The sequence below is a fragment of the Nonomuraea sp. NPDC049309 genome (genome assembly GCF_043196965.1).
Taxonomy (GTDB): Bacteria; Actinomycetota; Actinomycetes; order Streptosporangiales; family Streptosporangiaceae; genus Nonomuraea; species Nonomuraea fastidiosa.
The window spans coordinates 596,925-618,506 of the sequence record NZ_JBICSH010000002.1; the positions used below are offsets into that span (position 1 = coordinate 596,925).

The 21,582-nt window shown below is 68.0% G+C and carries 21 protein-coding genes; 10 read left to right on the plus strand and 11 right to left on the minus strand.

What is annotated here, in order from left to right; genetic code table 11:
- Nucleotides 1-3: 3 nt before the first annotated feature.
- Together ACGFIM_RS16750 and ACGFIM_RS16755 are read left to right on the plus strand one after the other, a co-directional pair.
- Entirely contained in the window at nt 4-849 is an 846-nt protein-coding gene (locus ACGFIM_RS16750; RefSeq protein ID WP_393200914.1) for a hypothetical protein, read from the plus strand.
- Nucleotides 846-2,285, plus strand: coding sequence for an FAD-dependent oxidoreductase (locus ACGFIM_RS16755; RefSeq protein ID WP_393200916.1), 1,440 nt, complete (start codon nt 846-848; stop codon nt 2,283-2,285). The genes ACGFIM_RS16750 and ACGFIM_RS16755 overlap by 4 nt, the downstream gene beginning before the upstream one ends.
- Nucleotides 2,286-2,428: 143 nt before the next feature.
- Here ACGFIM_RS16755 and ACGFIM_RS16760 read toward each other — a convergent pair whose 3' ends face one another.
- From ACGFIM_RS16760 to ACGFIM_RS16795, 8 genes are all read right to left on the minus strand, one after another.
- Nucleotides 2,429-3,583: a M28 family metallopeptidase gene (locus ACGFIM_RS16760; protein WP_393200918.1), complete on the minus strand. Its 1,155-nt coding sequence runs from the start codon at nt 3,581-3,583 to the stop codon at nt 2,429-2,431.
- A 622-nt stretch (nt 3,584-4,205) separates the two neighbouring features.
- Nucleotides 4,206-6,083 carry an NAD-dependent epimerase/dehydratase family protein gene (locus ACGFIM_RS16765; protein WP_393200920.1) on the minus strand — a complete coding sequence of 626 codons (1,878 nt, stop codon included), beginning with the start codon at nt 6,081-6,083 and terminating at the stop codon, nt 4,206-4,208.
- Nucleotides 6,080-6,727, minus strand: a complete 648-nt coding sequence (locus ACGFIM_RS16770) for a histidine phosphatase family protein (RefSeq protein ID WP_393200922.1) — start codon at nt 6,725-6,727, stop codon at nt 6,080-6,082. Before ACGFIM_RS16770 ends, ACGFIM_RS16765 begins: the two co-directional genes overlap by 4 nt.
- On the minus strand, nt 6,724-7,467 hold the full coding sequence (locus tag ACGFIM_RS16775) for a phosphotransferase (RefSeq protein WP_393200924.1): 744 nt from the start codon (nt 7,465-7,467) through the stop codon (nt 6,724-6,726). The genes ACGFIM_RS16770 and ACGFIM_RS16775 overlap by 4 nt, the downstream gene beginning before the upstream one ends.
- A 58-nt stretch (nt 7,468-7,525) precedes the next feature.
- The gene (locus tag ACGFIM_RS16780) at nt 7,526-8,038 is read right to left on the minus strand and encodes a topology modulation protein (protein WP_393200926.1); all 513 of its coding nucleotides are present in this window, start codon (nt 8,036-8,038) and stop codon (nt 7,526-7,528) included.
- Nucleotides 8,039-8,101: 63 nt separating this feature from the next.
- Nucleotides 8,102-9,142, minus strand: a complete 1,041-nt coding sequence (locus ACGFIM_RS16785; RefSeq protein ID WP_393200928.1) for a hypothetical protein — start codon at nt 9,140-9,142, stop codon at nt 8,102-8,104.
- Nucleotides 9,139-10,872 carry a carbamoyltransferase gene (locus ACGFIM_RS16790; protein ID WP_393200930.1) on the minus strand — a complete coding sequence of 578 codons (1,734 nt, stop codon included), beginning with the start codon at nt 10,870-10,872 and terminating at the stop codon, nt 9,139-9,141. The genes ACGFIM_RS16785 and ACGFIM_RS16790 overlap by 4 nt, the downstream gene beginning before the upstream one ends.
- On the minus strand, nt 10,839-11,765 hold the full coding sequence (locus tag ACGFIM_RS16795) for a thymidylate synthase (protein ID WP_393200932.1): 927 nt from the start codon (nt 11,763-11,765) through the stop codon (nt 10,839-10,841). The genes ACGFIM_RS16790 and ACGFIM_RS16795 overlap by 34 nt, the downstream gene beginning before the upstream one ends.
- A 189-nt stretch (nt 11,766-11,954) precedes the next feature.
- On the opposite strand from ACGFIM_RS16795, the gene ACGFIM_RS16800 reads away from it, so the two are divergent.
- Nucleotides 11,955-13,163, plus strand: a complete 1,209-nt coding sequence (locus tag ACGFIM_RS16800) for a hypothetical protein (RefSeq protein ID WP_393200934.1) — start codon at nt 11,955-11,957, stop codon at nt 13,161-13,163.
- Between the two features lie 26 nt (nt 13,164-13,189).
- Nucleotides 13,190-14,062 carry a dihydrofolate reductase family protein gene (locus tag ACGFIM_RS16805; RefSeq protein ID WP_393202576.1) on the plus strand — a complete coding sequence of 291 codons (873 nt, stop codon included), beginning with the start codon at nt 13,190-13,192 and terminating at the stop codon, nt 14,060-14,062.
- 30 nt (nt 14,063-14,092) lie between these two features.
- Here the strand turns inward: ACGFIM_RS16805 and ACGFIM_RS16810 are convergent, their stop codons facing one another.
- Nucleotides 14,093-14,476 carry a hypothetical protein gene (locus ACGFIM_RS16810; protein WP_393200936.1) on the minus strand — a complete coding sequence of 128 codons (384 nt, stop codon included), beginning with the start codon at nt 14,474-14,476 and terminating at the stop codon, nt 14,093-14,095.
- Nucleotides 14,477-14,580: 104 nt separating this feature from the next.
- A complete protein-coding gene (locus ACGFIM_RS16815; protein ID WP_393200938.1) occupies nt 14,581-15,078 on the minus strand; it encodes an ATP-binding protein in 498 nt (165 codons plus the stop codon).
- A 286-nt stretch (nt 15,079-15,364) separates the two neighbouring features.
- On the opposite strand from ACGFIM_RS16815, the gene ACGFIM_RS16820 reads away from it, so the two are divergent.
- Both ACGFIM_RS16820 and ACGFIM_RS16825 read left to right on the plus strand, forming a co-directional pair.
- Complete coding sequence (locus ACGFIM_RS16820) at nt 15,365-16,210, plus strand: helix-turn-helix domain-containing protein (RefSeq protein ID WP_393200940.1); 846 nt, start codon at nt 15,365-15,367, stop codon at nt 16,208-16,210.
- Nucleotides 16,203-16,406: a DUF397 domain-containing protein gene (locus ACGFIM_RS16825; RefSeq protein ID WP_393200942.1), complete on the plus strand. Its 204-nt coding sequence runs from the start codon at nt 16,203-16,205 to the stop codon at nt 16,404-16,406. Before ACGFIM_RS16820 ends, ACGFIM_RS16825 begins: the two co-directional genes overlap by 8 nt.
- 204 nt (nt 16,407-16,610) lie before the next feature.
- On the opposite strand, the gene ACGFIM_RS16830 is transcribed toward ACGFIM_RS16825, so the two are convergent.
- A complete protein-coding gene (locus ACGFIM_RS16830; RefSeq protein ID WP_393200944.1) occupies nt 16,611-16,970 on the minus strand; it encodes an ArsR/SmtB family transcription factor in 360 nt (119 codons plus the stop codon).
- A gap of 267 nt (nt 16,971-17,237) precedes the next feature.
- Between ACGFIM_RS16830 and ACGFIM_RS16835 the strand changes: the two genes are divergently transcribed.
- From ACGFIM_RS16835 to ACGFIM_RS16850, 4 genes are all read left to right on the plus strand, one after another.
- A complete protein-coding gene (locus tag ACGFIM_RS16835; RefSeq protein ID WP_393200946.1) occupies nt 17,238-18,479 on the plus strand; it encodes a sodium:proton exchanger in 1,242 nt (413 codons plus the stop codon).
- Nucleotides 18,480-18,575: 96 nt separating this feature from the next.
- The gene (locus ACGFIM_RS16840; RefSeq protein WP_393200948.1) at nt 18,576-19,976 is read left to right on the plus strand and encodes a hypothetical protein; all 1,401 of its coding nucleotides are present in this window, start codon (nt 18,576-18,578) and stop codon (nt 19,974-19,976) included.
- Between the two features lie 272 nt (nt 19,977-20,248).
- On the plus strand, nt 20,249-20,770 hold the full coding sequence (locus ACGFIM_RS16845; RefSeq protein WP_393200950.1) for a hypothetical protein: 522 nt from the start codon (nt 20,249-20,251) through the stop codon (nt 20,768-20,770).
- 41 nt (nt 20,771-20,811) lie between these two features.
- Nucleotides 20,812-21,576: a hypothetical protein gene (locus ACGFIM_RS16850; protein ID WP_393200952.1), complete on the plus strand. Its 765-nt coding sequence runs from the start codon at nt 20,812-20,814 to the stop codon at nt 21,574-21,576.
- The last annotated feature ends 6 nt before the right edge of the window (nt 21,577-21,582 follow it).

Below are 21,582 nucleotides of genomic sequence, written 5' to 3' on the forward strand. Positions count from 1 at the left end.
CCTGTGATCACGCTGGCCTTGGTCGCGTTGCTTGTGGCGACCATGCTCACCGCCGGAACCTCGTTGACGGTGGCAGGGGTCGCGGCATTGCTACGCCGGCCGCTCGCTTTGGTGGTGGCCACGGCGGTGGTTGTCGTGGCCGTACCAGCGCTCGCGGTTCTGCTGGTTCGCCTCCTGGAGTTGGAGGGACCCATCGCGTACGGCGTGATCCTGGCCGCCGCCGCGCCCGGAGGGGGCACAGGAGTGCTCCTCACGTACCACGCGAAAGGCGATCTCGCCCTGGGGGTGAGCCTGCAGGGCGCCCTGGGTGTGCTCGGCCTGGCCGCTGTGCCTGCGTGGAGCCTGGCCGCCCCCTACGCAGGCGTTCCCCTCACCGGCTCGGCGAGTTTCCAGGTGATCGCCGTGCTGGTGGCCCAGGTGATCCCGATCGGCGCCGGCATGTGGCTACGGGCCGGCCGGCCCTTGTGGGCCGACGCCGTCCAACGGGTCAGCAGGCGTGTGGCCGACGTGCTGCTGATCTCATCGACGCTCTACATCCTCTTCACCACAGCCGATCAGTTGGCCGGGATTCCGGGCTCCGGCTGGGCCATCTTCTTGCTGCTGACGGTGGTGTGCCTGGTCGCCTATACGGCTCCTGGCTTGGGCGCGGCTGCGGCACGGCGAGCAGTCGCCATGACCACCACCGTTCGCAATCTCTCCCTTGCCCTCCTGATTGCCGGACTGTCCGCTGACGCGACCCGTGTCAGCCTCACCGTCCTGGCGTACGGCCTGGTCATGTACGCCGTCACCGGCCTCGCCGTGATCCCGCTACGCCGAACCACTCATCTCGGAAGGAAAGTCACCCGATGACCGCCAATCTGCCCGTCGCAGTGATCGGCGCCGGCTCCGTAGGGCTGGCGGCGGCTGCCCACCTGGCCGAGCGCCGGCGGCCCTTCGTCGTTCTCGAAGCAGGTGTCGGCCCCGGTCACTCAGTCCGTCAGTGGGGACATGTACGCCTGTTCAGCCCCTGGCGCTACAACACCGACCCTGCCGCGCGCCGTCTCCTCGACGACACAGGCTGGAACGCGCCCGACCCAGACGAGCTACCGACCGGAGCCCAACTCGTCGACCAGTACCTGCAGCCCTTGGCCGATTCGCCCGCGATCGCTCCTCACCTGCGCTACCGCTCACGCGTCACCGCGATCAGCCGCCTCGACACAGATCGCATGCGCACAGCCGCGCGCGACCAAGCGCCCTTCGTCATCCGACTCGCCAACGGCGACGAGATCACCGCAGCGGCGGTCATCGACGCCTCCGGCACCTGGACGAACCCCAACGTCCTAGGAGCCAACGGTCTACCCGCCCACGGCGAGCCCGAGGCGGCGGCCTGGATCGATCACGCACTGCCCGACGTCTTCGGTGCCGGCCGTTCCAGGTACGCCGGAAAGCACACCGTCATCGTCGGCGCCGGCCACTCGGCTGCGACCACGCTCCTCGCCCTGGCCGAGCTCGCCGAACAAGAGCCGGGCACTCGCCTGACCTGGGCCATCCGCGCCGACGCCCCGGATCGCGCGTACGGCGGTGGAGATGACGACGCCTTGCCCGCCCGCGGCAGCCTGGGCTCCGGCCTCCGCTTGCTCGTCGACAAAGGCGTGGTGGAACTCGCCGCCGGCTTCAAAACCCGGGCCCTGAGGACGCTGCCGGGCGGCGCGGGAGTGGAGTTGATCGCCCGCCGAGAAGACGGCTCCGAGTGGGCCATCGCGGCGGACAACATTGTGGCGGCCACCGGCTACCGGCCTGACCACTCCATCGCCGGCGAACTCCGCCTGGATCTGGACCCGATCCTAGGCACGACCCGCCTGCTCGCTCCGCTCATCGACCCGAACGACCACTCCTGCGGCACCGTTCGTCCACATGGTGTGGACGAACTGGCCCACCCCGAACCCGGCTACTACGCCATCGGCATGAAGAGCTATGGTCGGGCCCCGACCTTCCTGCTGGCGACCGGATACGAACAGGCACGCTCCGTCGTGGCAGCCCTGGCCGGAGACTGGGAGGCCGCGCGCGACGTCCAGCTCGATCTGCCCGAGACCGGGGTCTGCTCCGTCACCCTGGCCGTACGTGCCATCGCCGCAGATTTCGGACTGGCGCCTGACATTCCGGCTCAGCTGCTCGCCGCAACCTCTCGGCACCTGCCACAGCACATCAACCCGGCCGACGCCGTCTTGGCGGCAGCCGCCGAGTTGGGCATCGATCCAGCTGCGGCGTTCAAACTGGCCGCTCTCGCAGGAGAGAGCTCCGGCTGAGGACTTCTTCTTCAGGCGACGGAGCGCCGTGCCCGGCAGCCCTGGCCGATCGTCGCCAGAAGACCGTTGCTCAACCCTCGCCCCGGCCACCAGCGCCTGGTCGACGGTGAACGGCGGTCACTCCTGGACGCTGGACATAGCCATCATGGCCTGTCCAGCAGTCCAACAGTGGCCACCAGCAGGCGGGCCGCGGCCAGCAGGGTGTCCGGTTGTACGCGGTCGGGTGTCTCGGCTGGGGTCTGGTAGCCGGGCATGCCCATGCCGATGCCGACCGCGGCCAGGCCCGCCGCGGCGTAGCGGCGGTTGTCGGAAGCCATGGCGCCGGCCCGCAACGGCACTCCGGTCAGCCGCGCCGCCTGGTCCAGAGTCGCGAGCAGGGCATGTGCCGGCCCGCCCGCCTCGACGGAGGCGGCTTGGTGCAACTGCGCCGCCCCGTCCAGGTTGAGCACCAGCGTGTCCGGCGGCACCGTGGCGGCATGGTGGGCCGAGCCCCACGCGCCTGCCTCCTCGGCGTCCAGGAACGCCACCGACAACTCAGCCGGTGCGGCGACCGAGTTCGCCGTCAGGACACAGGCCGCCTCGAGCACCGCGGCCACGCCGGAGGCGTTGTCGGCGGCGGCGGGGAGCCGCCGGGCCGGGTCGTCGCCCACGCCGTCGTAGTGCGCGGTCAGCAGTACCCGCGGCCCACCTCCGGTTCCGGGGAAACGGGCGTACACGTTGAGCCCTTCGGCCGCGACCTGCCGCAGAGGCAGTGACGCCGTCACCTGCACCGGGCCTCCGGCCAACGCCTCGGCCAGCTCCCGGTGCATCTCTGTGCGCAGAGCCAGGATCGGTACTTTCCGGACGGGTGGCCCGGCGATCATCTTGGGCATCCAGCCCTCGGCATCGCTACCCCGCGCGGTAAGCACCCCCGCCGCACCCTGGGCCTCGGCCAGCTTGCAGGCCCGCGCCCAATCACCGGCCTCGGCCAGTACCCATCGGTCTCGCAAGTCGCCCTCGGCGGCAAGGTGGGAAGCCAATGACGCAGTGCGCGGGGTCGACCGTTCGGCTGAGGCGAGGTGCTCCACGAAATCCCGGCGGTGCTCCAGGCGCCGTACTTGCCCACCGGAGTGCCACTGCAGCAGGGGCGTGGCGTACAGCTCGCGCACACTCGTAACAGGGAAGCCGTCGACTTCGACTTCGGCGTCGAGTTCGCGCAGCCGCGCGGCCAGCCAGTCAGCGGCGGCCCGACCACCGGGTGTGCCGACCCGCCGTCCGGCATAGCGGTCGCCGGCCAACTCTCGCACGGTGGTCAGCATCCGCGTCGCGGACACCGAGGCTAAGGCGGCCGTCAGGCCCGCTTCCACTCGGGCACTGGCTGCCGCCGTCGGAGTGGAGGTCATCCGCAGCAGCCGGTGGAGCTGTTGCTGGTGACCTGCGCGCCGGCGGGTGCCTGGCCGCAGCACCCTGCCTGGGCAGCCTCGACGGCAGCTGTTGGGCTGCCACAACAGCCCGTGGCTTCCACGTCGCCCGCCTCTGCCAGGGCGGACGCCGGAATGGGCGCCCCACAGCACCCTCCGGCCGCAGCCGGGTTGAACGCCTCTTCCAGGTTGCCGATGAAACCGCCGACTTGCTTCGTCATCGTGTTTCCCCTCAGAGCGGGTACGGCGGTGAACCGCCACATCCGCAAGAATTAGATGGATGTCTAAGCAATCGCCACAATGCCACGCTGATTAGAAGCTCGTCAAGTTAGACATTTATCTAAGCAACGCGCCCTCTGTGGGCACGCTTCATGGAGCCGCCTGAAGTCCATACGCTCGCTGACAGACCCAGGGGTGAACCGACAAGGTGAACCAGAGCTCTGGGCAGTCGCCCGAGCGGGCGCCAAGATGATGATCTGCGCGTCATCGTCGGTTTGCGCACACTAGACGATATGGAGCATCAGACAGTCTCTGCTGCGACAGGCGAGCGGCCGGGAATGGAGGCCAGCCATTCGAGTTGCGCGGCCATGCCAGTCAGCAGATCGGTGGTCGGAGCCCAGCCGAGGAGTTGACGCGCGGAGGACGGGTCCGCCCAGGTAGCGGGGACATCGCCGCTCCGCGCGATGGTTGAGTGGAGGTCGATCGCACGGCCGGTGATCTTGCGAGCGTGTTCGACGACCTCGTTGAGGCTCGTCGTGCCGCCGGCTCCGACGTTGATCACGCTGTTCGGCAGGTGGACGGTTCCGGCCGCGATGGTCGCGGTGATGGCGTCGTCGATGTAGGTGAAATCCCGGCGCTGGCTGCCGTCTCCATAGATCTGCAGGGTCAGACCAGTCGTGGCGGCGGTGAGGAGTCGCTGGACGAACATGTCCTCCCGCTGGCGAGGGCCGTAGACGGTGAAGTACCGCAAAGCCACCACAGTGGTCTCACAGTCGGAGCGGGCCGCGTGCGCCAGGCAGAGTTGTTCCTCCGCGAGTTTGGTCACCGCGTACGGGGAGGCGGGACGCGGGTGATCCGTTTCGGTGCTCGGTCGGCCGCAGGTCGAGCCATAAACGCTGGAAGAGGAGGCTACGACGAGGCGTGGGATGCGCAGCCTCGTGACCGCGTGCATGAGCCGTTGAGTGGCTGAGATATTGGAGGCGACGTAGTCGTCGAAGTCCGCACCCCATGAGGGTTGGACACCGGGGACGCCGGCCAGGTGGAAGACGACGTCGGCGTCCAGCAGAAGGGGTTCGATGGCGCAGGTGCGCAGGTCGCCGGCGGCGAAGACGAACGCCGGATGGCCGCGAAACTCGGCGAGGTTCTGCGCGGCGCCGAGGTCTTTGCACGGGTCGCGGCGGTCCACGCCGATCACGGTCACGCCCCGTTCGAGCAATGCCTGGCAGAGGTGCGAGCCGATGAATCCGGCTGCGCCGGTGACGACGGCCCGCCGGGGAAGCGGCGTGTGTGCGTTGTTCGGAAGGACAGGGGTCGTCATGGTGGTCCTCTGGTGGGGTCGGTGGAGGTCGGAGATCAGAGCCCGGCCATGGGCCAGCAGTTCCGCGTTGCCTGTCTCGTGACCGCGTACCAGCGCGGTCACGGCTTCCTTGAGGCGGAAACGCTCCAGAAGTTGCTCCTCGGCGGAATCGAGAGAGTGGCCGTAGCCGTCGAAGAATGCTGTCCGAAGCCTCGGGTTCCGCCGCCAGTAGCGGTGTTCAAGGCGGCTGAAGTCGCGGATGCGCGCATTCAGGCGGGTGTGCTCGAAATCGAGGACGCCGATCCGTCCGTCCGCTCTGACGATCCAGTTCCGCGGTTGGTAGTCCAGGTGGCAGACGCTGGTCTCCAGCGTTTCGGTGGCCATTTGGTCCGCCCAGGCGTGCAGAACGCGCAGTTCGGAGGCGGTGATGAGGGCGGCCGAGTGCGCGCGGGCGGCCCACCAGCGCACGCGTTCGGCGAGGTAGGCAGGAACATCGGTGTCGGTGTGCGGGCCTGGCGGGACTTGGTGGAGCATCCGGAGGACGCGACCCGCGCTGCGATGAGCCTGCTGTTCGGCGGGGGAACCCTCGATCAGTTGCGTAGCGCGTTGCCCCGGTATGACGGTCAGCAGTAACGAGAGGCTGTCCCGATCGGCGTGGATCAGGGACGGGGCGTGATCACCCAGGGACGGGACCCAGGTGGAGTAGGCGTGGGCCTCCGCGTGGAACCGTTCGTGTGCGGTGTGGCGCTTGAGCATGTAGCGCTGTCCGTCGTCCGCGGCGAGGAGCCGGAGGTGCGACGGCAGGTCGGGACACGGAAGCGCCGTGACGGGGCCGAGATGGCGGCGGGCCAGAGCCAGCGGGTCGCGATCGGTGCTGCTCATGAGCCGGCCGACTCATGCAGGTGGGCGGTGTCGTTGTGGCAGAGCAGCATCCATCGCTCGACACCGAACCGGCTGCGGTGCAGCTGCCAGTGGGTGATCGAGGCATGGTCGACGGTGAAGCTGGTCGTCAGGCCGGGGCGTAGATCGAGCAGGAGCGCGTGCGCGGCGAGCACGGTTTCGCCGTGGGCGGCGAACAGGACGCGTTCTCCCTGATGGTTTCGGATGAGATCGGCCAGGACCGCGCCGGCGCGTTTGAGGTAGCCGTTCCAGGTGTCGGAGCCCGGCGCCCACGGTTGATCAGGATGAGCGTGCGGGCCTCCCTGGAACGCGGTCTTCACCTCGTGCCAGGGTTTGCCGTCGGCATCGCCGTGGACGGGGCCGTCCAGCGCATGACTGTTGATCAGCGGCAGGCCGACGGCGTCGGCCAGGATGCGGCCGCTCTCCCGAAGCCGCTGACGAGGTCCGGCGTACACGCGGGTGAACGGGTTCGTCTCGTGTTCGGAGAGGAGGCGCGCGGCGGTCAGCGTCATCTGCGTGCGACCGAGGTCGGTCAGTCCCGTGCAGGTACGCGGGCCACCGACGACGCCGTCCGCGTTGCATTGTGCCTCGCCGTGCCGGATGAAGATCAGTTCGGTGGAGATCACTTCAGATCCTCCGAGAGGGGACGGACGCTCGGCCACGGATACCGGTAACCGCCCTTACCGAGATAGGGCAGGGTGAGCAGGTGATGCAGTTCCGCATGAGCGAGGAACTGGTCGATGGAGACCGGCGGCAGGCCGGCAGCGATGAGCGGCTCGTTGTAACGAGCCAGGGAGGTCGTGAAGATCTCGAGCGGGAGAGGGCCGTGCGTCATGGCCAGGGTGACCAGCAGCTTGGCAAGGTCGTAGCCGAACGGCGCCAGAGTCAGACTGTCGAAGTCCACCATGACGGGGCCTTCAGCGGTGATGAGGACGTTGCGCGGATTGGTGTCCTTGTAGAAGGCGACCGGGGTGGCACCGTTGATCGCCAGGAGCGACTGCACGTCAGCGACCTGTTGGGCGCTGACCAGCCCAGCATCACGGTGTCTGCGGAGAGCTGCGATACGCGGAGCGACGAAGTCGGACAGCTTCCGGCCACCGGGCAGCGGATGTGCGGCGGTCAGGATCGCACGGTGCAGATCGCTCTTCCAGGCTGCGGCATGGGCACAGCCGAGGTCGGTGGCCACGGCCGGAGCGTCGGCGACGAGGGCGTGGCGGCCCTCGACCAGGACGAAGTCGATCTGGTCCGAGTGAACGGTCACGATCGACGGGATCCGCAGCGGTCCGGCATGCTCCTTGAGCCATGCGTGGTGGGCGACGGTCTGTTCGAGCGCCTCGCGGATGGCGTACGGCTTGCTGAAGATCACGGCCGGTCACCTCCTCCGGCGGCCAGTGTCACCGCACGGCAGGCGCTGCCTCTGCGGGTCAGCGCCCGGCGGCCACCCGCTCCAGCCAGCGGCGCGTCTCTGCGCGGCTGGTCAGGTACACCACCTGCTTGCCCGCGGCGAACTCGTTGATCTTCGCGAGCACCTTCGGCCGCATGCGCCGCCGGTAGGTCGCCACGTACGAGACCACGCCCCAGTGGATGCGGTTGTAGACGCCGGAGCCGTGCTGGCCCGAGCCGTGCCGAAGCTGGCGGAAGAAGATGCCCCACAGGGCGGCCCACGTGGGAACGTCCATCATCACCACGGTGTCGCACGCCGCCAGCCGGATATACAGCGAGGAGTTGTGGTTGCCGTCGATCACCCAGCACGGCTCCCCCACCAGCTCCCGCTGGGCGGCCTCGAACTTCTCCGGCGGAAGCGGGTTCCACTCGTCGTCGTAGTACACCGCGTCCAGATGGATGACCGGCACCTGCAGCAACCGGCCGAGCTCGCGGGCCACGTGGGACTTGCCGCTTCCACCGGATCCGACGACGACCACCCGGTTCATCTGCATGGCGCTCCACGATAGTCGGAAAGGACGAGGTCAGAGGGGCTCCGACGCCCTGTGCGGTCGCGCTCATCGGCAGCTCCGGAGCGCACCGAACTCGCCCAGAATCGCCTCCAGCGTCTGCAGCTGGCGGCTGAGCCGGAAGACGTCGAGTTTGGCCAGGCAGGCCGCGATCAGGTCGGAGTGTTCAACCGTTCCGGCGAGGAACATCAGCCGATGCACCACGGTGATCACGTCGCTCGCGTCATCAACGATCAGCTCGTCGGGGACGAACTGGTCGACGTGCGCGATGGTGGACGGTGCCAGCGGCACACAGCCGGCCAGGACGGCTTCGAAGATCCGCTGAGTCATCTGGCCCGTGGCCGCGTAACGGTTGGGGAGCAGCAGGATCGTGGCCAGGCTTTCGCCGTAGATGTGGCTCACCTTGTCGAACGGCACCCTCCCGATGAAGCTGACCCAGGGCCAGCGTCGGGTGTTGTGCCATTTCCCGGCGACTTGGTGCCGCAGATGGGCCGCTGCGGGGGCAAAGTAGTGGTCGAACGCCTGGTCGCGGTCGTACTGGTTGCCGACGTAGGTCAGCGGGAAGGGCCGCGGCTGCGCGGCGAGCACCGCCGGGTCTGCTCTTTCCAGAAGGGCATCGTCCACCGGGAACAACAGGGAGCGAGCGCCCGCGGAGGGGGCCAGCGCGGCTTCACAGACCACGACGCGGCGGTGTCGGCGCAGCGGGTGGTTCAGCGGAAGCTTCCGGTCTTTGTCCCAGATGATCGTTGGTGTGCCGAGCGCGTACGTGTAGTGCTCGATCAACTCGGTCTGCCGGTGCAGGTCACAGGTGTGACCATCGGCGGTGCAGGCGGTCGTGTTGCGTCCGGGGATGGACCATCGCCACTCGGCGAAGAGCACGTCGATGTCAGGCAGGCCCGAGTCGAACAGATACCGGTCGGCGATGTGGTCTCCGGCCTCGATGACATCGCGGTTGGGCTGGAGGAGGACGACCTCGTGGCCGGCGGCCTGGATGGCATCGATGAAGGGGCGCCGGTGGCTGCGCCCACCGTCCGGGGTGTCGGTGATGCCGGGGCCCAGGAAGCCCCAGAAGCTGTAGCCGATCCTCATCTGGTGATCCACCGGCCTTCCATCAGCAGGGCGTCCAGGCCGCTGTTCGCCAGGCAGTCGAGCGCCATGGCCGGGGTGCCGCAGATCGGCTTGCCCTTCACGTTGAGGGACGTGTTGATCAGAACAGGTACGCCGGTCCGGCCGGCGAAGGCGGTCAGCACAGCGTGGACGAACGGGTTGAGGTCCTTGGTAACGGTCTGCACGCGAGCGGTGCCGTTCGCATGCACCACGGCGGGGATCTGCTCACGAGCCAGCTCGGTCACCTTCGAGGCCATGGACATGAACGGGGCCTCCTGGCCGAGAGTGAAGTAGTCGGCGGCTCGCTCAGCCGTCACCATGGGCGCGAACGGCCGGAACGGCTCCCGGAACTTCACGGTGTCGTTCAGCCGCGCGACAACTCCAGGGATCAGAGGCGACGCCAGGATCGAGCGGTTGCCCAGCGCACGGGGCCCGGCCTCGACCCGCCCCTGGAACAGGCCGACGATCTGGCCATCGGCAAGGCGCTCCGCCAGGAACTCCGCAACATCGCCGTCGACTCGGTGCACCGTGAACCTGGAGAGGTCCAGCGTCTGATCGGGAAAGGCAGGCCCGAGGTAACACGCGCCCGCAATACCGCTCAGGGGACGCGTTCTTTCCTGGAGGTGTACGGCCGCGGCGGCGCCGATCGCCGTACCGGCATCGCCTGGCGCCGGAGGCACGAACACCTCCTCGAACAGCCCCGACTCGACGATCTTGCCGACGGACACGCAGTTGGCGGCGACGCCTCCACCCAAGCACAACCGCTTCATGCCGGTGCGTATCCAGGCCTGCCCGGCCAGGTGGAGCATCACCTGCTCGGTGCGCTCCTGGAGCGCGGCGGCCAGGTCTTGGTGGGCTTCGTCGATCGGAGCTTCTGGAGCCCGGCGGAGACAGGTTTCCGCAGCGAAGCGAGGCGTCAGACGGGGGAAGGACGAGGACAGCACCCTGAGCGCGAAGTAGTCCGGGTTGAGGGCGAAGCCGGTGGGCGTGATGGGGATCGCGTCAGCGAAGAGGTCACGGAAGCGAGCCGGGTCGCCGAGGGCGGCCAATGCCATGACGGTGCCTTCCTCGTCGCTGCGGCGCCAGCCCAGGTGCTCCGTGACGGCGCCGTAGGCGTAGCCGAGCGAGGCGGGGTCGGTCAGCTCGTACAACGTCCGTACGGCAGGTCGGCCGGGCTGGAGCTGTCGTCCGAGCGCGATGGTGGTGGTCTGCGCCTCGCCGAGGCTGTCTGCGACCAGGACGGCCGCGCTCTCCCACCCGGATGCGGCGAAGGCGTACAGCTGATGGGTGCGATGGTGCAGCAGCGGGCTGATGCGGGCGCGTGGAAAACGGCGCCTCAAGCTCTGAAGCCGGCGGACAGTGCGGAAGCTGACCTTGGCGAAGCTGGCCGCGCGCATCACGGCACGCTCGCGGGTGGCAGAGCGCAGAGCTGCTGGAACGACCCTCAAATAGTGAAGAGGGTGGAAGTTGTAGGCGACCGTGTCCACCTGGCCGGGGGTGATTCCCGCCTGACTCACCAGCCACGAGATCGCATGCTCGGGGTAGGCGCGGGTGTGTTTGACGTCGGAGAGGCGCTCTTCCTCGACGAACCCGACCAACTCGCCATCTACGAGAAGGGCCGCGGCCGAGTCATGGGTGAAGGAGCACAGCCCCAGGACGATGTAAGGAGACATCGAGATCACCGGCTCTTCAGAACCGCGTACCAGGCGCATAGTCCCTCGCCGAGCGAGCCGCCGATCTCCTCGGCGCTCTGTACGGCGGCTTCGCGGTGGCCGCGCTTCCACTGCTGGTAGCTGGCCAGCACGGCGGCCATGGCGTCCCAGCCAGCATGGTGGACCCTCCGGCCGGCCCGGACATCAGCCAGCAGTGCGTCGAACCCCTCCCAAGGCGTCTGCAGGGAGGGAAGTTCTCCGGGCGGCGAGACCGCCGTATCCATGACGGCGACCGCTTTATCGAGGTCCTCCTCGTACAGGTGGAGGGAGTCGACGTGGTGGCGGTAGTCGCCCAGCTCGGCACCGAGCCAGCCGGCCATCAGCTCGTGCAGGGTGGTCGCGGCGAAGACGTCGTAGGGCAGCCCGGTCCACAGGTCCTGGCTCCGCATGGTCGTCGCCATGTGCAAACGTCCCTGTCGGAGGTGGAAGCGGTACCCGAGAGTGCAGGGCACGTCCCGGTGGCCGCCGGCGTCACGGGCGGGGTCGTAGAGCTGGATGACCGCCCGGCGCGAATCGGGGTCGCCTCGCAGGGTGGCCAGCGCCTGGGCGAGCTGATCGACCTGTCCGTCCCAGCTGCGCATGCGCGGCCCGTAGGCGCCTCGCAGGATGCCGTCGTCCTCGGCGTACCGCCGAAGCCGGCTGTTGAACTCGTAGATCCACGGCGCGTCGGAACCCGACATGATCCAGACGGTCTCGGCGACGGCGAACGCGGTGTTGAGAACGCGGCCAGGCGGAGCGTGGAGCAGCCTCTCGCGCGGTCTCCCCAAGAGCAGGCGCACGTCCAGCAGTTCGCGCGTGTCCATGCCCCGGGGGCTGACCTTCTCGCCATCGATCGCCAGTCTCACCGCCCTGGCGAACAGTTCGGTGAGCGTTCCACCGGAAATGGTCGTCACTGACCTCCCCTTCCTTGCCCGTTTCACAGCGACAGACAGTCCCCCTGACCGGAGCGTGAATCCGATGCCGGACAGGCACAGATCCATCACAGCCTGGTAAGACGCCATGTCGGGAGGGGAGACTGGGGGAAGCACGAGGAAGGCTTTCCGCCCCCCTTCCTTCCCTCTCCGCGGCGAGGTGGCTACGGAATGGACGACCAGGAGACGCCCGATTGGGCGGTACGGCTCCGCCAGGCCAGGCTCGACAGGCTGCTCAGCCAGAAAGGCCTCGTACGGCTGATGCGCCAGGCCGCCGGGGACGACATGCCGCTCCCGAAGACCGACAGCCTGTGCCGGAACATCCGCTACTGGGAGGCCGGCACACACAAGCCCAACGCCCTCGACCGCGTGCTGCTCTGCAGGGCCCTCGACATGACCGAGGCCGAGCTGTTCGGCGGACGCGCTCCAACGACCACGACGCCGGTCCGCCGCAGCGCACAGGTCCCGATGCCTGCCAGGGAACAGTACGGCGACGTCCTCGAACACCTCCGCGAGCAGTGGCACCTGCTTGTCCAGCGCGACAACCTGCTCGGCCCCCGTCACACGATTCCCGCGGTCCGCGAACAGATCGCCGTCCTCGAGGACCTGCTCATCCCCGCCCGCGGGAACGACCGGGTAGAGGTGCTCCGTCTCGCCGCTCGCTATGCCGAGTCGGCGGCATGGTTGTATGAGGACGCCGGAGAGGTGGAGCCGGCTGAGCTCTGGACCAACCGAGCGTCCACGTGGGCTTATGAGATCGGTGATGACGAGATGATCGCGTGGACGATGTTCCGAGGCAGTCAGCAGGCCATGGGCGGGCGCCGGGCCGGTGACGTACTTGGATTGGCCGCCTCAGCGCTCCGGCAGTCGAGCCACCTGCCGACACCGATGCGCGCGGCGATCGTCCAGCAGCAGGCCCACGGGCATGCCCTCGACGGCGAGGCCCGATCCTGCCAGCGGCTCCTGGACCACGCGCACGAGCTCGCGTCGGCTGTGGACGACGGTGGAGACGCCCGTGGGGGGCACGGATCGTTCTGCACGCCTGCCTATGTCGAGGTGCAGCGTGCCCACTGCTGGCTGGAGCTGAAGAAACCCCAACGCGCCGTCGCCGCCTACGAGCGGGCGCTTCCCGCATTGCCACCGGTGTACCGGCGAGATCGAGGCATGGCTCTGGCCGGCCTGGCCGCCGCCTACGCCGGACAAGGAAGCGTCGAACAGGCCGCCGCCACGGCGGTCCAAGCCCTCGACATCGCCCGCGCCGCCGGTTCCGTAAGGATCATCAAGGTTCTAACCTCAGTCGAGCGCTCGTTGAGCGCCCATCGCCGCCTTCCCACTGTGGCCGCGTTCCGGCTGGCCCTCGCCGAGGCGGTGGCCAACTGATGGCATCGGCCCTCGAACTCCAGGCCATGCGCCGGGCCATCGCGCTGTCCGCCCACGGGCTGGGCACCACGAGTCCCAACCCGCCGGTCGGCTGCGTGATCCTCGACGCCGCCGGCCAGCCGATCGGCGAGGGGTACCACGCCCGCAAGGGCGAGCCGCACGCCGAGGGCAACGCCCTGCAGGCCGCCGGCCCCGCCGCGAGGGGAGGCACAGCCGTGGTGACCCTGGAGCCCTGCAACCACGTCGGACACGCACCCGCCTGCCGCCAGCTCCTGATCGACGCCGGAATCGCGCGCGTGGTCGTAGCCCTGATCGACCCCACTTCCAGAGGCGAGGGCGGCGTACGAGAACTGCGCAAGGCCGGGGTCAGCGTGGAGACCGACGTGCTCGCCGATGAGGCGATGCTGGTCCTGGGCCAATGGCGGGCCGCACTCGCCCTGAGCCGTCCTGTCGTCACCTGGGTCTACATCGAGACCGCCAATGGCCGGACAGGCGCGCTCAGGCACATCCCGTCATCACGCGACCTGCTTCTCGCCGCCGACGCCGTGCTCGACGCCGACGGCCGGCTACAGGAAGCAACCCCTAACAGCCACGGGCCAGGCATGCTCCGCCTTCCGACCAGCCCTCTCATGCCAGAACACCATGAACTGCTGAAGACGCTTCACGCGGGAGGAGTTCGCCGTCTCTTTCTCGATGGCGGCCCTGACCTCGCCGCGCCTTTCCTCACCGACGATCTCGTGGACCAGATCATCGCCTACCTGCCGGATCGAGGCCCGTCCTCTCACCCACCGCTCACGGGCAGGGAGTCGATGATGCCGGACGGCTTCCGCCTCACCGACGTCAGCCGCATTCCGCGCTATGTGAAGATCAGCGCGACCAGGTCGTACACGACGTCGTAGAGACACCGCGGTGCTGAGGGGGCGCCCCGCTCACGAGTCCTTTGCGACCAGCTCGGCGCATATACGGCAAGTGCCCGCCGCCACCGGCGTGAAGCGCAACGTCCAACCGCATACCGGAAGAGACTCCACCCGCTCACCGCAGAGAGCCTTCCTCGGATACGGCCCGATGGCCTTGTCATCCGGCTCATGATCCCACTGGTGCATGTCGACCGCGTGCTGGAGCACCTTGTTACCGGCGAACGAGACCCCCACCCGGTAGGACGGAGACACCCGGCCATCGCCTGCCGCTGTCTCCTCGAGAATGCGGAGATCCGCCCAATGCACTGCCCATCGTCGGCACCCCATGGGCAGGTCGTACGCCTCGCCGTCCAGCTTCACCAAAGCCACTTGGCCGAACATCAACGCCTCGGCCACGACCCCGTGACGTCCCAGCAGGAGGGCAGCGTACTTCCGTGTACTCGCGGGGCTGTGTTCCAGCTGCGAGATCTCGACCCGGCCTCCCCGCTCTTGGGAGCCGCTCATTGGGGCATCTCTTCCAGGTACGACGCTGCGTCCAGCAGTCCGATCGGCGCGTCCTCCGTGGTGAGCACTTCGGCCCATACGGTCTTCCACCCGCGAGCGTTCAGGCGCACGCCCCACCGCTGCGCCATCTGGTCGACGAGACGCAGGCCTCGTCCGTGGCATTCACCGTCGTCGGCCTCACGAGGACGGGGAAAGGTCGTCCCCCCTTCATCGGTGACCTCGATGCGTGCGAGGCCGCTGTCGATCGACGTGACCTCGACGGCGATCAGCCCTCCCGGCCACCCCGACTGGCTGTGGACGACAGCGTTCGTGGCCAACTCGCTGGTCACAAGCCGGACGCCATCCACACCCTGATGGCCCGCAGTTGCAAGCGCGTGTCCGACGAAGTGCCGGGCCAGTGGCACTGAGCTGGCCATCCCAGGCAGCACCATTTCCCCGAGAAACTGAGCACTCACCGCAACCGCCTTTGCAGCCCGCGGCGAACGCACGCCCATCGAATGGGCATGCTGCTCTCATTAGCTGAATTTTCTGCCATTCCACCATTTATCCGGAATGTCCACATCGCTTTCACGGCTCGACCTTTCCTGTAGGACACCCGCGGCGCTACGGCGTTGCGCCAATTGCGCAGGCCAATGCACGGCACAGAAGCTCCGGCCCCCGTTGATTACGCATGGTCATCATCTGCTTACACTGTTCATCATGTCAATGCACAGTGCAGTTTTAGAGTGACCCATGCAACGGGATAGTGATATCGATTGGCGTTCTGGCACACTGAGCCCCATGCCACCGAGCCACAGCCCTACGGTGAGACTCCGGCGTCTTGCGCGCGAACTACGCAAATTGCGCGAGGAGAGAGGTCTGACGCCTGAGGCTGCCGCCGCCCAGCTCGGATGGAGCCGCAGCAAGGTCAGCCGCATCGAAACGGGGCGCACGATGGCAAGCCCCAAGGACGTCGCCGCGGTCTGCGACCTCTACGGAGTAGGGTCCGATGTCCGCGCCGGATTGATACAGCTCGCCAAGGATGTCCGGCAACGTGGCTGGTGGACGGCGTACGCCGATGTCTTCACCGGCTCCTACATCGGCCTGGAAGACGAGGCTTCCCTGATCTGCCAGTGGGAGACGCAACTCGTTCCCGGGCTTCTGCAAACAGAGGACTACGCCCGCACGGTCATCACCACTCTCCGCCCGGACGATGACGTCCAACGCCGAGTGATGGCGCGCATGGCGCGGCGTACGTTGCTCAGCAGACCCAACGCGCCGGAGCTCTGCGCGGTGGTCGACGAGGCCGTCCTGCGCCGCCCGATCGGGGGCCCGAGGGTGATGTACGAGCAGCTCGAAGCGCTCCTGATCGCGAGCCGGCGGCCGAACGTCTCGCTCCACGTCCTTCCCTATGAGGCGGGAGCCCACGCCGGGCTGGAAGGAGCGTTCACGCTCCTGAGCTTCGCCGAGGAGATCGACCCCGACGTGGTCTACGTGGAGGGCACGGCAGGCGACATTTATGTCGAGAGCGCAGAGCAGGTCGAGCGCTGTAAGCTCGCGTTCGAGCGCATCCGAAAGTCCGCTTTGTCCTCAGACGACTCCCTCCAGATGATCAACGAAACCAAGGAAGCCCTCTATCATGGTTGATCTTTCGAAGGCTATCTGGGTCAAGAGCAGCCTTAGCGGCGGCGGCAACAACTGCGTAGAAGTAGCACGCAACCTGCCCGGCGTAGTTGCCGTTCGGGACAGCAAGGACCCCCAAGGCCCAGCACTGGTCTTCACTCACGCTGAGTGGGCTGCTTTTCTGGCTGGGGCTAAAGGCGAAGAGTTCGACCTGGCATAGCTCAGGGCGAACAATCCCAGATCATGACTGGATGTACCGGTCGTACTGAAGTCACCGCCAAAGGCTGTCACTGCACCTTCTACGCGTCCGGCCGGATCTGCGCCACCCCACACCAGCGCGGACTCCCGGGGTACGGCCCGTGAACAGAGCTTCCCGGTGGCGGCGTGGGCAGAGGCTGTCTGCTCGAGGACACCGCTGTCGCGGCTAAGCGGGAGGATCGGGCGCCAGGCTCCCATCGGGGGCGATGTGGTCGAAGATCTGGCGAATCAGCGTGATCACATGCGGATCCTCAACCGCGTAGAGCATCCGGCGGCCGTCCCGGCGCGCGGTGATCAAGCCGGCGAGGCGGAGCTTTCCCAGGTGCTGGGAAACGGTGGCGATGCTGATACCCACGTGCGTGGCGAGCGTGCTGACGTCATAGGAATCGTGGGTGATCAGCCACATCAGCTGCAACCGTACCGGGCTGGCCAGCAGCGAGAACGTCTCGGCCGCCGACCTCAGCTGCGCAGGGGTCGGCGGCGGGTGCTCGGACTCGGGAGAGCTCGGCGCGGGGGAGATGGACATCGTTCCTCCATTGTCTCTCACCGATGCGTCCTGGCTCCCACTTCATTTCGACACTTGCGCGAATGCCGAAACGTAGGGAAACTAGGAGAACTCCGAAGGGGAGTAGTCCGCAACGCCCGCACGTCGACACGCTGAGAACCTCGCGTTCTCCGGCGGCGGGGACCGGTCACCGACCGGTGGGCGAGACCTTCGGCCACGCAGTCATGCCTGGCCGAGTTCCCCTCCGGGTGCCCGGCCGGGTCGCCCCCGCCCGGGAAGGAACCTCCTTTGGCACCCACCAAACTGCTGCGCCCCCTCCTGATATGCGCGCTGCTCACCCTGCCCGCACTCATCACCCGCCTGGCCGGCATCCATGCGCCGCCGCTGGTCGCGTTGCTGCTGTTCGGTGCGGCGGTGGTGGCGGCCTCATTCGTTCTCGCCTGGGCGGCCGAGGCCGCGCAGGTCGACATCTCCGGCGGGTTGGCCATCGCCATCCTGGCTGTCATCGCGGTGCTGCCCGAGTACGCGGTCGATCTGTACTTCGCTTACACCGCCGGCTCCGACCCCACGTACGTCGCCTACGCGGCGGCGAACATGACCGGTTCCAACCGCCTGCTGCTGGGGTTGGGCTGGTCACTGGTCGTACTCATCGGCTTGGCGTTGGTCAGGCGGCGCACCGGTCGGACCGTCCGGGAATTGGTGCTGAACTCGGGCTACCGCATGGAACTCGGCTTCTTGGCCATCGCTTCGCTGGTGGCGATGGCCATCCCCGTGACCGGCCAGATTTCCCTGCTACTGGGTTTCGCCCTGCTTGGCTTGTTCGGCTTCTACCTGTGGAAGATGGCCCACACCGAGGCGGAAGAGCCGCACCTGGTGGGCCCTGCTGCCCGTATCGGCGCACTTCCCCAGCGGGCAAGGCGTATCACGGTCGTCGTCTTGTTCGCCTTCGCCGCGGCGGTGATCCTGGCGAGCGCCGAACCGTTCGCCCATGGCCTCATCGCCACGGGCCGGCAACTGGGCATCGATGAGTTCCTGCTCGTGCAGTGGCTCGCCCCGCTCGCCTCCGAATCACCTGAATTCATCGTGGCGATCCTGTTCGCGGTACGCGGCAAGGGCGACGACGCGATCGGCACCCTGATCTCCAGCAAGGTCAACCAGTGGACCCTGCTCATCGGCACCCTGCCCATCGCCTACCTGCTCGGCGGCGGTGGCACGGGCGGCCTGCAGCTGGATGCCCGGCAGATCGAGGAGTTCCTGCTCACCGCCGCCCAAACCCTGCTCGGCGTGGCCGCGCTGCTGGCGCTGCGCTTCCCCCGCTGGGCCGCCTGGAGCCTGCTCGGCCTGTTCGCCGTGCAGTTCGTCCTGCCCGGCCAAAGCGCCCGCTACGTCTTGTGCGGGGTCTACCTCGCGCTCGCCCTGGCGGCCTTGATCCATAATCGCCGGCACATCGTTCCCACCCTCGCCGCGCCGTTCCGAGCGCCCGGAAGGTCGAGCTCGTCCCCCGACGCCACTTCCGCACCAGCGCGATAGGTCCGACCGGAGATCGCGAACACCCACGTCCAGTGTCATGACCACCACCAGCGGCGGCGCAAACGGCGCCGCCAGCGAGAAAGGACACCACAGCACATGAAGGTCTCGACGTTGCGGCTGCTGGCCGACGCCCGCTCCGCAAAGGCCGGCGGCGAGCGAACGATGGCCGCCCGGCAGCGGACCCGCCTTGTCGAGCTCGTGGCCTGGGCACGTTCCCGCTCGCCCTACTACCGGCACCTGTACCGTGAGCTTCCGGCAGGCGTGGCCGACCTGACCGCCCTGCCGGTGACCCGCAAGAGCGAGCTGATGGCCGCCTTCGACGACTGGGTCACCGACCCGGCCGTCACCCTGACAGAGGCAAGGGCGTTCGCCGACGACCCCGCGCGCATCGGGCAGCCGTTCGCCGGCCGATACAAGCTGACCACCACCTCCGGCACCACCGGGACGCATGGCATCTTCCTGCAAGACGCCCGCGCAGGCGCGGTGACCTCCGCGATGATGGCCCGGATGCTGGCCACCTGGCTCAGCGTCGGGGACGTGGCGCGCATCGTGCGCGGCGGAGCCCGGATGGCGCTGGTGGCGCCGACCGGCGGGCACTTCGCCTCCACCGTCGCCGCGGCCCGCCTGCGCGGCAGCTCCCGCATCGCCACCTTGAGCGTGCATCAACCGCTGGGCGACCTCGTGGCCGGGCTCAACGCGTTCCGCCCAACGGTGCTGGCCCCCTACGCGAGCATCGGCGCACTGCTGGCCGGCGAGGCCGAGTCAGGACGGCTGCGCATCAACCCCGCCCTCGTCATGCTCAGCGCCGAAGGCCTGCCCATCCCGGAGTACGCGCGCATCGCGGCCGCGCTGGGGGCGAAGGTACGCACCAGCTACGCCTGCAACGAGTGCCCCTTCCTGTCCTACGGCTGCGCGGAAGGTTGGATGCACCTCAACGCCGATTGGGCCGTCCTCGAGCCCGTCGACGAGCAGTATCAGCCAGTGGCGCGTGGTGCGCCGTCGCATACCGTGCTGTTGACCAACCTGGCCAACCATGTCCAGCCGATCCTGCGCTACGACCTCGGCGATGCCGTTGTGGCCCGCCCAGACGCCTGCTCGTGTGGAAACCCCGGTCCGGCCGTCCGCGTCCAGGGACGCGCCGCCGACCTGCTCACCTTCCCGCGCCCTGGCCCGGCGGGGGAAGAGACGCCGGTCACCCTCGCCCCACTCCCGCTGGCCACGTTGCTCGAAGCGGTACCCGGCCTGGAGTTGTTCCAGATCGTCCAGACCAAGCCGACCGCGCTTCGCGTCCGGCTGCACCCCGCGCCCGGCGCCGACCCCGACACGCTTTGGCGCCAGATCGAGACCCGCATGGGCGACCTGCTGGCCCGCCACGGCCTCGGCCACATCACCATCGAGCGTGCGAGCGAGCCGCCGCAACAGAGCGCCGGCGGCAAATACCGCGCTGTCATCCCCGCGGCCCCGCCCAACTCCAGGTCTGCGACCGCCACTTCATGACGATCGCCACGGCCTCCTCCCGACGCCTACACCCGCGGACCTCGACTGGATGGCAGACATCCGTCTCTATGACGCGATTCCCGGCCTCGGGCAATGAACCTGCCCACCAAGCGGTGGGAGGCCGGTGGATAAACAACGGGTAATGATCAGCTGGCTTGCGAAGAACGACGGCTACCCTGGCCTGGCAACTTTTAGTAGTCAATCAGCTTCCTTGCGTAAGGGGTTGGTCGGTGAGGGTGAATTCGCTCAGCTTGGGACGGGTAATTCCGCTGATGGCGCTGCTTGTCGTTCTCAGTGCCGTGACTGCCTGCCAGTCCAGCGGATCCGCTCCCAAGCCGCTCTCTACGGAGACGTTGGCGCCGGCCACTCCCACCCCTACTCCCACCACCGATAGGGACGCCGTCCTGGCTGCGTACCGCGAGCTGTACCGCGCCGGTCCGCGCGCCGAGCAGGTGCCTGCCGACGAGCGACGAGCGATTCTTGCGCAGGTCGCGACCCAGCCCCTTCTCGACACGATGCTGAAGGGCATCGACGCGCTCCGAGCCAGCGGCCGGGTCACCTGGGGACAACCGGTCCTGCACGTCTTCGACGTGCAGGTCCAAGGCGACCGGGCTGCTCTGCACGACTGCCAGGACGCGCGGAAGGCCGGACAGGCAGACGATCGAACGGGGAAGCGCCTCACTCACGGCATGCCGCGTACTCATATGGTCGCTGCCCTGGTCAAGGAGCCCGATGGCGTCTGGCGAGTCGCGAAGGTCGATCAGTTGGAGGAGCCTTGCTCACCGGCGGCCTGACCCAGCTCCTTGCCGCCGGATCTGTCGTCCTCCCTGTAGCGATGGACGACGGGGACGGCGCCGGCGTGTCGGCCCAGCCCTTCTCCTACCTCGTGTGGGCCAACGACAAGGCGAGTCGTGCGGCTGCCGCTCCAGCCGGCAGGAAACCGAAGGTCACCTGCTCCTACCGGCGGTGGTGGTACGTGAACGGGTTGAAGAAGGTGGGCGAAGGCGTCGTTGATCCCCATCGCACCTCCAGCACCGAAGAACCCAAGAAGGGTGCCTGGTACGAGGTCAAATGCTCCGACGGCTACCGGGACATCGTCTGGATCGACAACCGTGACGCACCGGCAGTCGCTCCTGAGCAACTCGCGCGCCGGGCATACAGTCGCATCCCCATAACGCCACCGAAGGTGCTCACCGCTCCGCCGCGCGGCAGGGAAGGGCTCGTCGGCCTCCCGCACTGGTTCTATCTGGCCAAAGAGCAGTGGGCGGCCAAGTCCGAGCGGCTGCAGGCCGGGACGGTCTGGGTCGAGGCCACCGCCACCCCACAGCGGATGACCATCGACACCGGCGACGGCCGCACTTTGACCTGCAACGGCCCCGGAACCGCCTACGACCCCGCGCGCCCGGCCACCGCGCAGCACTCGACGTGCTCACACCGCTATCAGCAACCGGCCCACACCCGCCGGGTGACGGTGTCGGTGACCTGGCGGGGTACGTGGCGCGGCTCCGGCGGCGCAGGCGGCGCGTTGCCGCCGATCACCAGGTCGGTCTCATTCCCGGTCCGCATTGTTGAGGCCCAAGCCCTCGTTACGAAGGGATAGAGGTTG